Here is a 14584-nt window from a genome sequence, read left to right as displayed (position 1 = left end):
TATGATTAATTCAATAATTTGATCGTAACCGTTTTTCTGCCCCAAGCATTGGCTTCAGCAACAGATGAAAAGTGAACATCAATTTTATTGCCTTTAATGGCTCCGCCAGTATCTCCGGCAATTGCTACACCATAACCTGGTACTTCGATCATAGTACCTAAAGGAATAACACGTGGGTCAACAGCAATAACTCTTGGGTTTTTCGTTAAATCAATTCCAGTTGCTGTATGCGTGCTTAGTCCTGCTTCAGCTGTTGAATAGCCAGTTGCGGAAACAACAAGTGTTTTTCCGGTCGCAGGAGCAGGTTGTTGTTCTGTTTGAGTTGCAGTCTCTGATTTCGCTGAATTCGTTGATGCAGCTGGTTTGGTTTTTTCTGCAGGTTTTTCTGCAGCTTCTACTGTTTCTTTTTCTTGAGCAGCTGCAATTTGAACCGCTTTTTCTTTTTCTGCTTTAGCTGAAGCTTGAGCTGCTTTTACTTTTTCAGCAGCAGCTGCTTCTTCTGCTTTCTTTGCTTCTGCTAGTCTTGTTTCTTCTGCTCTTTTTTCTTTATCTAATTGATTTAGAATATCTTGATTCTCATCCATCGTTTTTTGCAAAGTTGCCACTTGCTTATCTAGATCAGCTTTTTGTTTTTCTGCTGTTTCTGTTTGGCTTTCTAATGCCACAGCTTCATCATTCAATTTTTCTTTTAAGTCTGCTAACTTCATTTGTTCTTTTTCTGCCAAATTAACTTGATCATTTCCGGCTGATTGCAATGTAGCTAAGACATAAGCCCGATTAAATAAATCTGATACACTTTCTGATTCAAATAATGAAACAATTACGTTTTGATTCACTTCAGAAGTTTGAATCGTCTGTAGTCGTTCTTTCGCTTGTTCGACGCGAGCAGCAACAACTTCTTCTTGTTCTTTTATTTCGGTTGTTGTTTTTTCGATCGTTCCTTTTTTTTCTTCAATCTTTTCTTTTAGTTTTTCAAGTTCTGAATTTTTTTCATTTACTTTAACCAGTGTTTGATTAACTTCGCCATCTAATTTTGCCATTTCTTCTTGTTTTGCCTGTTGCTGAGATTGAATCTCATCTAACGTCGATGCAAATGCAGTAGTCGGAATAACACTGACCAATAAAAATGCCATCATTGAACTTATGACTAATTTACCAATTTTCAAAAATTGACAACACCTTTCTTTTTTCGTTTTTCATTTAATTTCCTTTGTATTTATCACTTCCATAGTATAACGGATAAAATCCTATATTATATTTCGGATCAATTACTTTTTGTTACAAATGCAATTTAAGGTATACTGTTTTTGTAACAATCGTATTAGGAGGAAAGAAAATGACAAAAAAAGCGTATTTTGCAAGCCCCTTATTTTCAGAAATGGAACTTATGTACAACGATTACCTTGTAAAGGAAATCAAGCAGAAGTTTTCAGCACTTGATCTTTATGTACCTCAAGAACAAACCGAAATCAATGATAAGAATGCCTATGCGGATTCTATCATGATTGCTAAAATGGATACAGACCAATTATTAAGTTGTGATTTTATGATTGCTGTATTAGATGGAGCTGCTATTGATGTAGGCGTGGCTACTGAAATTGGTGTTGCTTATCAAGCAGGCATTCCGATCGTCGGGTTATATACCGATTCAAGACAACAAGGTGCAACCAATCAGAAAAAATTAGAAGCTCTTCAAGAAATTGCTGAATCTCAATTCTCTTATATCAACTTATATACAGTGGGAATTGTAAAAACAAATGGAACGATCGTCAATACTGCTGCTGAGCTACTTAAAGCCATCACGCCTTATTGTTAAAAAAGAACTCTTTTTGTAACATAGTTGTTACAAAAAAGCTTAAAAAATTTATAAATCTCCAAACTTCATATTTCACGAACAAATAAAGTATAAATAAGACAGAACAAAAGAATCTTGTTCTGTCTTATTTATGTTGTTCTTTATTAAAAATCTAGTTTTTAGTAAAGTGATTGATTGCCTTTCTTAAAAATGCAGCAGCTCCTTTACCAGCTCGTTCATCGTAATAAGCTGTGAAACGTTCATCGCTTACATACATCTCTGCTAAATTGCGATGAGCTTCTGGAGAATAGTCTGACCAAGTAAAACTCAACCATTTTTTGTGTAATTCTGCAACGTGTTGTGCTGCATCACTTGAAGCATCTCCGTCCATCATAGCTGCTGCCAATTCTCGCTGTAGCTCTTTATCTAATTCTTGCCATTCAGCAAATTGTGCTTCACTCATCCCGGCAACTTTTTGATTGGATTGGTCTACAACTTTTTCCCCATATTTTTCCCTAATTTCTTGTCCATATGTTGTTTCATTTTCATCAAGCAGCCGTTGTTTAAATCCTTCGAATTTTTCGTTATCCGTCATTTTCCTTTCTCCTCTCTTGTCTGCTAAGGTTTTTTCAATCGTTACCAGCAATGTATCTAATTGCGCTTTTTTCATTTCCAGTCGTTGTTGATGCAGTAATAAAGCTTTTTCTTGATCAAAATCAGCCGCTAAAACAATTTCTTTGATTTCTTCTAAAGGCATTTCCAACTTGCGATAAAATAATATTTGCTGCAACAAGGTTACTTCTTCTGTTCCGTAAATGCGGTAACCAGATGAGCTTACTCGTTTTGGCTTTAATAAACTAATTTGATCATAATAACGTAATGTGCGTCCGCTCACTCCGGCAACTTTACTCAGTTGATTGACGGTATAATCCATTCAATTTTTCCTTTCCCTTAACTAGACTTAGTGTAAACCTTGACGCAACGTCAAGGTCGAGCATAAAAAAAAGCCGGCAAAAAAATGCCGGTTTTCCAGAATCAATGGATCGTTTTTGAATGAGGTTTCGTTATTAAACTGATCAGCCAGCCAAGGGCCAAGCCAATCGCTGCTGGCAATATCCAGCCCATTCCGCTATCGAAAAACGGCAAGTAATGACTGTAAAATTTCAAAATGGATTGAACCGCATCTAAGTTACGAATAGAATTTGGCAAGGCATTTAGCATATCAGCCACACTGACAAAAACAGTCAAAAGAGTGGTCATCCCGTAAACGATTTGCCGATTTTTAAATAAAGGCGAAAGCAAGGCTAGTAGAATCAATGTGATCGCCAATGGGTATAAGAACATCAGTACCGGTATAGAATAAGCAATAATCTTAGTCAATCCGAAGTTTCCAACCAAACAAGCGACAGAGCTAAAAAGAATGACATAAGCTTTATAACTGATTGAATTCGGAAACATTTCACGGAAAGTTTCTGCACAAGCCGTAATCAACCCAATCGCCGTTTTAAGACAAGCGACTGTAACGATAATGGCTAATAAGACACTGCCAAACGAGCCGAAGTAATAACGCGCAATCTGCGTTAAGGCTATTCCGCCATTTTCAGAAATCGGAAACTGGCCGATGCTCATCGTACCAAGATAAGATAAGCTGCCATAGATAACGCCCATTAAAACAAGACTGACCAAGCCGGACTTGATTGTATCTTTTGCAATCGAAGCTGGTTTAGTAATGCCCATTCCTTTGATAGTTTGAACAACAATAATGCCAAAAGCCAATGATGCTAAAGCGTCCATAGTGTTGTAGCCTTCCTTAAAACCACTGGCAAATGGTGCCGTTGCATATTCGCTTGTAATAGGAGCGGCTGCAATTCCACCTAAAGGTTTCATAAAAGCAGTCACTACTAAAACACCTAAAAAGACCAGGAATAGTGGATTTAATACTTTTCCTACATAAACTAAAATTTTTGTTGGTTTCAACGAAAACAGCAAGGCTGCTCCAAAAAACAGCAAGGTGAAAATAGCCAGTCCCAACGTTTGATATTGACTGCTAATATAAGGCGACAAGCCGATTTCATAAGATACTGTTCCAGTTCTCGGCAATGCGAAAAACGGTCCGATCGTCAGATAAAGAGCAATCGTCATAAAGTATCCATAGTAAGGGTGTACACGACTAGATAATTCAAATAATCCATTGCTGTTGGAGGCACCAATCGCCACAACTCCTAAAAACGGGAGACCAATACCTGTCAATAAGAATCCCCATGTAGCCCAGCTGACGTTAGCTCCTGCCAGCTGTCCCATATGAACTGGGAAAATCAAGTTTCCAGCTCCAAAGAATAAGCCAAAGAGCATTGAACCGATATAAAGATAAGATGATAGCGATAATTTTTTTTCCATAAGGGATTCCTTTCTAATTGCATTTTACTTAGTTTTGACTATAACGTTTTTTATGTATCACTTCAAGAACCAAATTGCTTTTTGAAGCACACTACTTTTAAAAATAGGTATTTGGTATACTAAAACGAGTGAGTAACTAACTAGGGGGTGAGTATACGTTGTCTAACATGCAAGATATTGCAAAAAAAGCTGGTGTCTCTTCAGCTACTGTTTCGCGTGTTATCAATCAAAGCGGGTATGTCAGCAGCGCGACACGAAAAAAAGTAGAATCAGCTATTCAGCAAATGGATTATGTGCCGAATAGCCAAGCCGTTTCTTTAAAAACCGGTTCAAGTAAAACATTAGGTATTGTTGCTCCCAACTTTTCAGACACTATGATGATCCTTGTACGCAGTTTTACATTGGCCGCTCAACAAGAAGGATACACAGTGACTTTTTACATTACAGATCAAGACAAACAAAAAGAACTGGATGTTTTAGAAATGCTGCGCGGAAAACGTTTGGACGGTATTTTTTTATTGATTCGTCTCAATGATTGGTCAGTTATCGAACCGTATACTAAGTACGGGCCAATTGTTACATGGCAACGGGTTGATTCAGACCATATTGCTTCTGTTTATATGGATCAATACCACGCCTATACACTAGGCTTAGAGCATTTGTATGCTAGCGGATGCCGGTCGATCGTGAATTTATATAGCAATATTCAAGGCTTAAATACAAAAAGCCGAATCAAAGCTTATGAAGACTTTTGCAAGCGTTATCGCTTACCTGCCCATCCGGCTGATTTATTTATGGGGTTAAATACAAGTAAGGATGGCGAACGAGTCGCGCAATGGTGGCTAGAGCAATCCGTTAAACCAGATGCTTTTATGACCAGTACTGATTCTGTCGCTGCGGGACTTGTAACTCAAGCACAGCGTTTAGGGTGTCATTTGCCAGAGGATTTTTCAGTAATTGGTTTTGACAATATTGAGATTTCTCGCTTACTTGATATCTCCACAATAGATTATCCTGTCGCCAAACAGGCTAAAAACGCTTTTGCTTTGATTTACCATCAGCTGACTCAAAGAGAAGTGCATGTAGAACCTTTGGCTTTTCAATTGATTCCGCGTAAAACAACTAACAATTAACAAGATGGGATGGATAGGCTCTCACTACTCTGTTTAGCAAGAGTTCGACTCCGTTTCTCATTTTTAAGGCAAACTAGGTCTGTTTCAACGGCAGTTCTTCTATCTAGGTACAAAAATAGACAAGCTCTTTGTCTTATAGAAGAGACTTGTCTAAATTAGGTAATCATTGATCGAAAATTCCGCAGTCAAACCAAATACATACAAGTTTCTTTTGCTGCACTAAGTTGTATAAATAGCCATCTTTTTTTCAAGATAATTTTGGAATACCGTAAAGGCACTGCAGACTGCCCAATACACTAAAGCAACTAAAATATACATCGTCATATAATCAAATTCACGGCCGCCCACAATTTTAGCTTGTTGAAAGATTTCCGGTACAGTGATCATAGCTGCTAAAGCTGTTCCTTTGATCAAATCTAATAAAACATTGCTGAGTGGCGGAACGGCTACACGCATGGCTTGCGGAACAATTACTTTCCGCATAATAAAAGACCATTTTAAGCCCAATGCATAAGCTGCTTCCCATTGGCCTTTATCGATTGAAGCCAATGTTGAACGCAAGATTTCAGCAATATACGCACTAGAACTTACGCTAAATCCAATAATTGCGGCGTTGACTGCTTCAAACTGAATTCCGATAAATGGAAAACCAAAATAAAGAATAAATAAAAGAACCAATGTTGGAGTTCCCCGCATAAAAGAAATATAAATTCTTGCAAGAACTGAAAACAGTTTAAAAGAAGACATCCGCATAATAGCTAAAATGAAGCCTAATAAGGTTCCAATGATCATACTAGACACCGAAATTCCTATGGTATAGCCTAATCCTTTCAAGACATAAGGCAAACTATCCACAGCTAAAGCAGGATCAAAAACATATTGCCATTGAACTCCAAACATTTATTTGCACCTGCCTTCTATTCCGATAAATCAATTTTAGGAAAATCATAATCAATTTGTTCCGTTACATCTGCGCCATCATAAAATTGTTCTGACAGTTTTGGCATGGTTCCATCTGCTTTCATATCTTCTAGAGCAGTGTCCAATTTTTTAGTTAATACATCGTTTCCCTTTTTAATAGCATAATTGGTTTCAGATGGATTATAAAAAATATCGTGGACTTTTACGGGAATCTCCGGCAAAGCAGCTACAGCCAATTTTTGCGAATAATAGTCATTCAAAATCACATCTGTCCGTCCGTTCGCTACGTCACTTAGGTATTGATCATTTGTCGCGTTATCGTAAATGACTTCTTCTGCTCCATAGTGTCGTGCTACTTTCATATAAGAAGTTGTAGCAGCACCCGCTGCTTTTTTTCCTTTTAAATCTTCTAATTTTTCAATGCTAGAGTCATCGGATTCTCTTACTACCATTGAACCAAAAGAATATTTATAAGGGATCGTATAATTGTATTTATCCGCGTTTTCTCCATCACGGTCAATTCCCATGGCCGCTACATCAATTGCCCCGCTATTAACAGATGTTAACATGCCATCCACACCCATTTCAGTGAATTCCACTTCCAAATTCAATCTTTTTGCAGCTTCGCGAATGACTTCAACTTCATAACCGGTTAAATTATCTGTTTCAGATTCATGAAAAGAACTTGGATAAAGAGTACCAGAAGTTGCTACTTTCAACGTTCCTCGATCTTCAATTTTTTCCCAAGCTGTTTCACTTGAAGAGGATTTATCTGATGCGGTGTTTCCAGAACTACACGCTGCTAAAGATAAACCAATAATAGCTACCAATCCTAATCCCAATTTCTTTTTTAACACAAAGCAAAACCCCTTATCCCATGTTGTTTTTTATTTATCTAACTCTATCACTGGCAGTTCATCGGCATTTTCAATTGCTGTCGAGACATCTTCTCCTGCAAAGAATTCTTTTGACAGTTTAGTCAATGTACCATCTTCTTGCATTTCTTTAAGAGCTGTATCAATCGCTTTTTTAATCGATCCATCATCTTTTTTCATCACTATTCCAGCAGATGTCGGATTGTAGTAAATATCTGACATTTCTACTCCCAAATCTTTAAATTTGTTAACTGCTGTGTTAGAAACATAAAAATCATTTAAGATTACATCGGTCCGGCCGCTAGCCACGTCCCGGAAAAACACATCATTCGTCGCATTGTCGTAAACAACCGGTTCTGCACCAAATTTTTCAGAAATCTGCATGTAAATCGTCGTTGCTCCGCCTGCTGATTTTTTACCTTTTAAATCTTCTAATGATTCAACCCCAGAATGATCTGAAGCTCGCACAACGATTCCGCCAAATGAATACTTGTAAGGTTCAGAAAAAGTATAATCTTCTAACCGTTTCTCTGTAATGTCAAATCCATTTGCAGCTGCATCTACTTGTCCACTATTGATAGCCGTCAGCATACCGTCAACGCCCATTTCAACAAATTCAATCTCAACTCCTAAGCGTCGGCCAATTTCATTCACTGCTTCAACTTCATACCCGGTCAATTCATTATCTTCTCCTTCATGAAAAGAACTGGGGAAAAGTGTCCCTGATGTTGCGACCGTTAATTTACCTTTTTCTTTCACTTTATCCCAAGTTGTTGTTTCTCCTTGCTTTTCTTTTACTTGTGACTTCTGATTGCTTCCACAAGCTGTCAATACAACCAACAGACACAATAAAGCAAAACCTATACCCGCTATTTTTTTATAGTTGAACACAGCTAAAACTCCTTTTTTGTTCTTTTATCTTCTCAGATATAGTAACAACTGCTACTTCTGTAGTCAAAAAAACTTGTAATTTAGAATAAAATTCATTCTTTCTGATCACACAATCGGACAGGATCGCTTTAAACAAGGAGTTTTTCCGTCTCTGTTTAAGAACATTATTGTTTTTATTAAAAAGAAACAGTTCACTTATCTGTTATAAAAATGATAGCATATAAGAAAAAGCGCAATGCGTTTGTTTTGGCTGAAATGCTCCTACTTTAATTTTCTTCCTTTTTTTATCACTAGTTCAACTCTAGTAGACAATTCGTTTCTTTTTACTGCTCTGTTTGGTCGCTAGACCGTCTCTAGTAGACACTTCGTTTCTTTTTACTGCTCTGTTTGGTCGCTAGACAAACTCCTATCAAATATTTCCTCCTTTAGTCACCAAACAACATAAATGGCTATAAAGAATGTACCTTTTCATAGTCCTTCATATTTTTATACTAATCATTAAAAAAACCGTATCCAATTTGCGACAAGTTGGATACGGTTTAAAATATTTATTTACGAAATCAGTAGCTTTTTTTATAATCAATCAAGTTTTCAGGTAGTTCTTCTCCAGCTATATAAGCTTTCAAGTTTTTCTCAAAAATAGCGAATAACCGCTTTTTAAAATGTTCAGCTATTCCAGAAATATGAGCTGTGATCAACACATTTTCGTATTCCCATAAAGGACTGTCAGCTTCAAGCGGTTCCTTTTCAAAAACATCTAATCCAGCAAACGCTACTTTTCCTGTATCTAAAGCTCTCAACAAACTGGCTGTGTCTACAGAGGGTCCCCGTCCAACATTTAAAAATAAGGTATCTTTTTTCATAGCATTGAAAACTTGGTCATTGAAAAAGGAAGTAGTTTTATCGGTTAAGGGCAATATATTAACAACTATATCAGCATCTTTGAGATGCTTAACCAACTCGTCTTGGGAAATAACTTGATCCATATAATCTGCTTCATGCCCACTGCTATTTACACCAATCGTTTTCATATTAAACGCTTGTGCCAACCGGCCGACTTCTTTGCCAATTTTTCCTGTACCGACGATCATAATGGTTTTTTCATGCAACTCTATTAAACTTTCTACTTGATTCCATGTATTAGTCAATTGACTTTTGACCGATGTCTGGATGCCTCTTGTATAAGCCAACAACATGCCAAAAACCGATTCGGCAATCGGTATACTGTGAATGCCGCTGCCATTCGTTAACAGCACTCCTTTTTCCTTGAGACTAGCTAAATCTAAAAAGTCCACACCGGCTGCTTTGCCTTGAATCCACTTTATTCGGCTATTTTCTTTTTTTAATAATTCATCACTTTTTTGGCCTTTCCATCCATAGATAATTTCAATGTCTTCTAATGGAAAATCAAAAGCAGTGTCTTTCCATCCTTCAATCACTTCGTAATCAGGCGCTATTTTCTTTATCGTTTCAATTTGATCTTTAGTTGTTTCACATGCTAACCAAATACCTTTTTTTGTCATTGTATTGCCTCCTCTAGTTGTATTTTTTTCATTATCTCATTTTGTAGATGAATAACCAAGTAAACCAAATTCATTATGTGCATCTTTTTCCATCCCTTCTGTGAACATGTTACAATAGAAAGTAAAGAGATCGGTCACAAAAGGGGTGTAAAAATGGACAATGAACATCTATTAACAACAAAAATCACCATCAAAGGTACTTTTCAAGATTTTCAACTTTATAGCGGAAAGTTTTATCTATGGACTGAACAAAATGATTTACTGGTTTATGACTGGAACAAATGGATGAAACAATTGGCTTTTGTAGAACGGCCGATTTATTTTGAACCTCAGCCTGCAGAGCAATTAACGGTTCATTTGGATGAACTAGAACCTTTTAAAGAACGGGTCATTTCCTTTACAGAACCCATTTACGACAGTGCAATTTTCGACCATATGTTATACTTTTCTGATCCAAGCGGATTTTATCGTTTTTCTTTAACTCAAAAAAATGCTAAAAAAGAACAAATTTCTCCGCTCGTTGTTTTTCAGATCAATCTTTCTGCAACTGGACGGATGGCTTTAGCTGCAAGAGAAAAAGGATTATATGAATACTTAGCTTCAACTCACTATTTATTTCGATCAACCATTACACATTTAACACCCCGTTTGATACAATTATCGGCAAATGAAACCAGTAAAACGGAATGGAATCAACATGACTTGATCCGATACGAGAAAAATAATTCGCAAAATGCAGCTCTTCTACACTTTAAAGTACAAAAAGGTATCATAACATTCGTTGAAGAAAAAACAGTGATAGATAATACGATTATTCCTGTACGTATTCAAGAATTGCCGTTAGCTTTGTCTCTCAGCGAACCTTCTATGGATGATGGCTACTTATTTGCTTATGAAACAGACAAACGGACTTTAAAAAAAGACCCTCTTTACCGCTCTCCATCTATCCAATTAGCACATGCAGCTCATTCTGCTGCGAAAAATCAAGTCACTGATTTAGATCGCTTGCTCGTTCAAGAAGCAGAACAAGATTTACTCGTTTCTTTTCAAAATCAAACTTTGCTAACGTGTTCTTTACTAGATATAAAAAAAAGACGGATCTATACCCGTACTCATAATTATCGTAACCAATTGCACCTTTTATTTTCCGACCAGTTAGTTTTGTATCTATTTACAGAAGTCACAAGATAAACAACAGCCGGCAAAAAACAGAAAACTGTTTTTTTATCGGCTGTTTCTCTGCAAACTATTTTGAAATCCTTTTCAAAAGAGGTTAGCCATTGAAAGCTGGCTCTATAACCGCTATAATGCTGGTAGAATCATGAGAATAGACTATTTGGCATCGCAATTTCACTCTCTTCATGTTAAAATAGTTTAGATATACTATAGAATAGAGGTAAGCAACTTAAATGATTACAGTATCTAATGTTAGTTTAGAATTTTCTGATCGCAAATTATTTGATGAAGTCAATCTTAAATTTACCCCCGGCAATTGTTATGGACTGATCGGTGCAAATGGTGCCGGTAAATCCACATTTTTAAAAATTTTATCCGGTGAAATTGCTCCTTCAACGGGAAATATTGCTTTAGGACCGGATGAACGATTGGCTACTTTAAGCCAAAACCACTACGGCTATGAAGAACACACCGTTTTGAACACCGTTATCATGGGACATGAGCGGTTATACCAAATCATGCAAGAAAAAAATGAAATCTATATGAAAGAAGATTTCACTGATGAAGACGGCATTCGTGCTGCCGAATTGGAAGGCGAATTCGCTGAACTTGACGGCTGGGAAGCTGAACCTCAAGCTGCTGTTTTACTACAGGGCCTAGGAATTCCGGAAGAGCTGCATTATGCTAAAATGAGCGAATTAGCCGGCGGACAAAAAGTAAAAGTTTTACTTGCACAAGCTTTATTTGGAAAACCGGATGTCTTGCTATTAGATGAGCCGACAAACGGTTTAGATAAGACATCGATTGAATGGTTAGAAGAATTTTTAATCAACTTCCCTAATACCGTTATTGTCGTATCCCATGACCGTCACTTTTTAAATAAAGTTTGTACACATATGGCCGATGTTGACTTTGGCAAAATCAAACTTTACCTTGGCAACTACGATTTCTGGTTAGAATCTAGTCAATTAGCCAGCAAATTGGCCGCTGATGCAAATGCAAAAAAAGAAGATCAAATCAAAGAGTTACAAGACTTTATTGCCCGGTTTAGCGCAAATGCTTCTAAATCGAAACAAGCCACTTCTCGGAAAAAGACGTTGGAAAAAATCACTTTGGACGATATCCAACCATCTTCGCGCCGTTATCCTTTTGTTGGTTTCACTCCAGAACGTGAAATCGGTAATGATTTGTTGCGTGTAGAAAACTTAACAAAAACCATTGATGGTAAAAAAGTACTGAACAACATCAGCTTTACATTAAATAAAGAAGACAAAGTGGGATTCAGCAGTCATAGCGAATTAGCTATCACCACGCTTTTCAAAATTTTAATGGGCGAAATGGAACCTGATTCAGGAACTTATAAATGGGGCGTCACTACTTCTCAAACGTATCTGCCAAAAGATACAAGTTCGGAATTTGAAGAAAACCACCTTACTATCGTGGATTGGTTGCGTCAATTTGCTTCAAAAGAAGAAAGCGATAATACTTTCTTACGCAGTTTCTTAGGCCGTATGTTGTTCTCTGGAGAAGATGTCTTAAAAGAAGTAGGCGTTCTTTCTGGAGGAGAAAAAGTTCGTTGCATGCTATCTAAAATGATGTTGAGCAAAGCCAATGTGTTGGTTTTAGATGATCCGACAAATCACTTAGACTTGGAATCTATTACTGCTTTAAACGATGGTTTAATGACATTTAAAGGCGCTATTTTGTTCTCATCTCATGACCACCAAATTATTCAAACTGTTGCAAACCGTATTATTGAGATCACTCCAAACGGTATCGTTGATCGTGCAGATACCACTTACGAAGAGTTCTTAGAAAATAAAGATGTCCAAGCGCAAATCAAAAAACTATACGCAGAATAACAACCTTAATTAAGACAAAAAACTAGCTGAACTACTTCATGAATATATGAAGAGTTCAGCTAGTTTTATTTTATATTTAGAACATTTTACATCTGCTCATTTGACCAATCCCAATCTGAAAATTCTTGGATCGTCATTTTATGAATAGTCGTACCTTCTATCATAAGTTGCGGATCAATAGGATTATGCTGGATAAAGGGATCATCTACTATAAAGTATTCTTTTGAAACAACCTGTTCCAGCAAATTTTCATTCATTTTTGCTTTTAAACGTTTTTTATTTATTTGCTTTATGGACTTTCAATTTTTTTCCTTTAACGGTTCGGTCTTTCATTTCTTCAATGACTCGAGGACCTTTCCCATTCAATACCTCTACATAGGTAACATTTTCTTGAATGGTGATAATACCGATATCGTCTGCATTGATTCCTGGGATATTCGTCAATGTCCCAACAAAGTCTACTGCGCGAAGTTTTTTCTTTTTCCCGCCGTTAAAATAAATTTTTGTAATGCCTTGATTCAACTCTTTATTACGCGCTCTTTTCACAACCAGCCGTTCTTGAAGTTTCTTTTCAAACGCCGATTTATGGCTTTGTACAACACGAGCATTTGGAGCAGTGATTTCAGAAATTTCTTGTTGCACATACGCTCTAACTTCTTGCCACCACGGTCTTTCTTTTGGAGTGACCAGCGTCAATGCTACTCCTGTCTTCCCAGCACGTCCAGTTCGTCCTGTTCGATGAACGAAGCTTTCTTTTTCTACGGGCACATCGTAATTGATGACATGTGTCACATTATCGATGTCGATTCCCCGAGCCGCTACATCTGTTGCGACTAAATAACGGAACTTCCCTTTTCTGAAATCATCCATTACCTCAAATCGGTCTTCTTGTATCATGCCGCCATGAATTTTATCGATTGGCAGACCCGCTTTGTTTAAGAAGGTATACAACCGATTCACAGCTTCTTGAGTATTGCAGAAGATCATGCAACTATCAGGATTCTCAACAATCAATAAATCCAACAACTGCTGTTCCTTTTTCTCAGATTCGACTTTAAGATACGATTGCACGATTTTAGGTCTTGATTGTTCAGTCATTTCGATTTTGATAGCTACTCTGTCAGCTTTCATATAGAAACTAGCCAAACGTTCTATCTCTGGCGGCATTGTAGCCGAGAACAAGAGTGTTTGTCGTTCTGCTGGCAAGAACTCGATAATAGCTGCCATTTGGTCAATAAACCCCATATTCAGCATCTCATCCGCTTCATCAATTACTAAATAACGCAATTTATCCACTTTCATCGTTCCTTTTTGCAAATGGTCCAAGACACGACCAGGCGTTCCTACTACAATATGGCTCTTTTGTTTTAACTCAGACTTTTGCTTGTCAAAAGAAGCTTTGCCAAAGACTGAAGTTACTTTGATGCGTTTTAAACGGCCAATATTCGTAATGTCTTCTTTTACTTGCAATGCTAATTCTCTTGTAGGTACTAAAACAAGAGCTTGAGGTCTGTTTTCTTCCCATATCACATTTTCGCATAAGGGGATCCCAAAGCTCACGGTTTTCCCGCTGCCTGTTTGTGATTCAACAATCACATCTTTTTCTGCTAAAGCCAACGGCAGGACTTCTTTTTGAACTTTAGTCGGTTTAAAATAACGCAAACTTTCTAATGCTGTTATCAGTTCTTCTCCAATACCAAATTCTTCAAATGTATTCTTTTTCATAATAGCCTCACTCACTCGTTTTATTTTTATTAGTATAACAGGATTTCACTTGAAATATAGCTTTTTGCTTCTTTATTTTAGCAGACTCTCACAATTTTTAATTTAAAAGCTCTTTTCAAACGATTCGTCTGTTTTCCTGAATCGTTTTAGAAAAATCCGTAAATAATACATAAGAAAAGAATACGAATTTTTTCAGTCTGCTTGTTCCGCTCTTGAAAAGTGCTGATTCTTATTTTGATTTCAGCAAAATAGCTGGTATTCATCCTGGATGGAGGAATTTTTGATT

13 protein-coding genes are annotated in these 14584 nt (G+C 37.0%); 4 read left to right on the top strand and 9 right to left on the bottom strand.

Annotation, left to right across the window (positions count from 1 at the left end):
* Nucleotides 1-5 precede the first annotated feature (5 nt).
* On the bottom strand, nucleotides 6-1166 hold the full coding sequence (locus BR87_RS10460; RefSeq protein WP_226799755.1) for a 3D domain-containing protein: 1161 nt from the start codon (nucleotides 1164-1166) through the stop codon (nucleotides 6-8).
* A 170-nt stretch (nucleotides 1167-1336) separates the two neighbouring features.
* Here BR87_RS10460 and BR87_RS10455 point away from each other — a divergent pair, with 170 nt between their 5' ends.
* Complete coding sequence (locus tag BR87_RS10455) at nucleotides 1337-1816, top strand: nucleoside 2-deoxyribosyltransferase (protein ID WP_035031876.1); 480 nt, start codon at nucleotides 1337-1339, stop codon at nucleotides 1814-1816.
* 151 nt (nucleotides 1817-1967) lie between these two features.
* Here the strand turns inward: BR87_RS10455 and BR87_RS10450 are convergent, their stop codons facing one another.
* Both BR87_RS10450 and brnQ read right to left on the bottom strand, forming a co-directional pair.
* Nucleotides 1968-2729 (bottom strand): MerR family transcriptional regulator, encoded by a 762-nt coding sequence (locus tag BR87_RS10450; RefSeq protein ID WP_035031874.1) that lies wholly within the window; start codon nucleotides 2727-2729, stop codon nucleotides 1968-1970.
* A 101-nt stretch (nucleotides 2730-2830) separates the two neighbouring features.
* The gene (gene brnQ, locus BR87_RS10445; RefSeq protein WP_035031871.1) at nucleotides 2831-4192 is read right to left on the bottom strand and encodes a branched-chain amino acid transport system II carrier protein; all 1362 of its coding nucleotides are present in this window, start codon (nucleotides 4190-4192) and stop codon (nucleotides 2831-2833) included.
* A gap of 167 nt (nucleotides 4193-4359) precedes the next feature.
* Between brnQ and BR87_RS10440 the strand changes: the two genes are divergently transcribed.
* The gene (locus BR87_RS10440) at nucleotides 4360-5325 is read left to right on the top strand and encodes a LacI family DNA-binding transcriptional regulator (RefSeq protein WP_244877081.1); all 966 of its coding nucleotides are present in this window, start codon (nucleotides 4360-4362) and stop codon (nucleotides 5323-5325) included.
* A gap of 219 nt (nucleotides 5326-5544) precedes the next feature.
* Here BR87_RS10440 and BR87_RS10435 read toward each other — a convergent pair whose 3' ends face one another.
* From BR87_RS10435 to BR87_RS10420, 4 genes are all read right to left on the bottom strand, one after another.
* Nucleotides 5545-6225, bottom strand: a complete 681-nt coding sequence (locus tag BR87_RS10435; RefSeq protein ID WP_035031850.1) for an amino acid ABC transporter permease — start codon at nucleotides 6223-6225, stop codon at nucleotides 5545-5547.
* 17 nt (nucleotides 6226-6242) lie between these two features.
* Nucleotides 6243-7103, bottom strand: a complete 861-nt coding sequence (locus BR87_RS10430; protein WP_051929831.1) for a transporter substrate-binding domain-containing protein — start codon at nucleotides 7101-7103, stop codon at nucleotides 6243-6245.
* A gap of 30 nt (nucleotides 7104-7133) precedes the next feature.
* Nucleotides 7134-8012: a transporter substrate-binding domain-containing protein gene (locus BR87_RS10425; protein WP_035031847.1), complete on the bottom strand. Its 879-nt coding sequence runs from the start codon at nucleotides 8010-8012 to the stop codon at nucleotides 7134-7136.
* A 560-nt stretch (nucleotides 8013-8572) separates the two neighbouring features.
* A complete protein-coding gene (locus BR87_RS10420) occupies nucleotides 8573-9535 on the bottom strand; it encodes a phosphoglycerate dehydrogenase (protein WP_035031844.1) in 963 nt (320 codons plus the stop codon).
* 153 nt (nucleotides 9536-9688) lie between these two features.
* On the opposite strand from BR87_RS10420, the gene BR87_RS10415 reads away from it, so the two are divergent.
* Nucleotides 9689-10726: a hypothetical protein gene (locus BR87_RS10415; protein ID WP_035031842.1), complete on the top strand. Its 1038-nt coding sequence runs from the start codon at nucleotides 9689-9691 to the stop codon at nucleotides 10724-10726.
* A gap of 218 nt (nucleotides 10727-10944) precedes the next feature.
* Nucleotides 10945-12573 carry an ABC-F family ATP-binding cassette domain-containing protein gene (locus tag BR87_RS10410; protein WP_035031840.1) on the top strand — a complete coding sequence of 543 codons (1629 nt, stop codon included), beginning with the start codon at nucleotides 10945-10947 and terminating at the stop codon, nucleotides 12571-12573.
* Between the two features lie 86 nt (nucleotides 12574-12659).
* Here BR87_RS10410 and BR87_RS13085 read toward each other — a convergent pair whose 3' ends face one another.
* Both BR87_RS13085 and BR87_RS10405 read right to left on the bottom strand, forming a co-directional pair.
* Complete coding sequence (locus BR87_RS13085; protein WP_156959115.1) at nucleotides 12660-12830, bottom strand: hypothetical protein; 171 nt, start codon at nucleotides 12828-12830, stop codon at nucleotides 12660-12662.
* Between the two features lie 19 nt (nucleotides 12831-12849).
* Complete coding sequence (locus BR87_RS10405) at nucleotides 12850-14298, bottom strand: DEAD/DEAH box helicase (RefSeq protein ID WP_035031838.1); 1449 nt, start codon at nucleotides 14296-14298, stop codon at nucleotides 12850-12852.
* Nucleotides 14299-14584: the final 286 nt, after the last annotated feature.

This window comes from Carnobacterium mobile DSM 4848 (genome assembly GCF_000744825.1).
Lineage (GTDB): Bacteria > Bacillota > Bacilli > Lactobacillales > Carnobacteriaceae > Carnobacterium_A > Carnobacterium_A mobile.
Note: the sequence above shows the minus strand (reverse complement) of the source record. Positions and strands in the feature narration are given on the sequence as shown.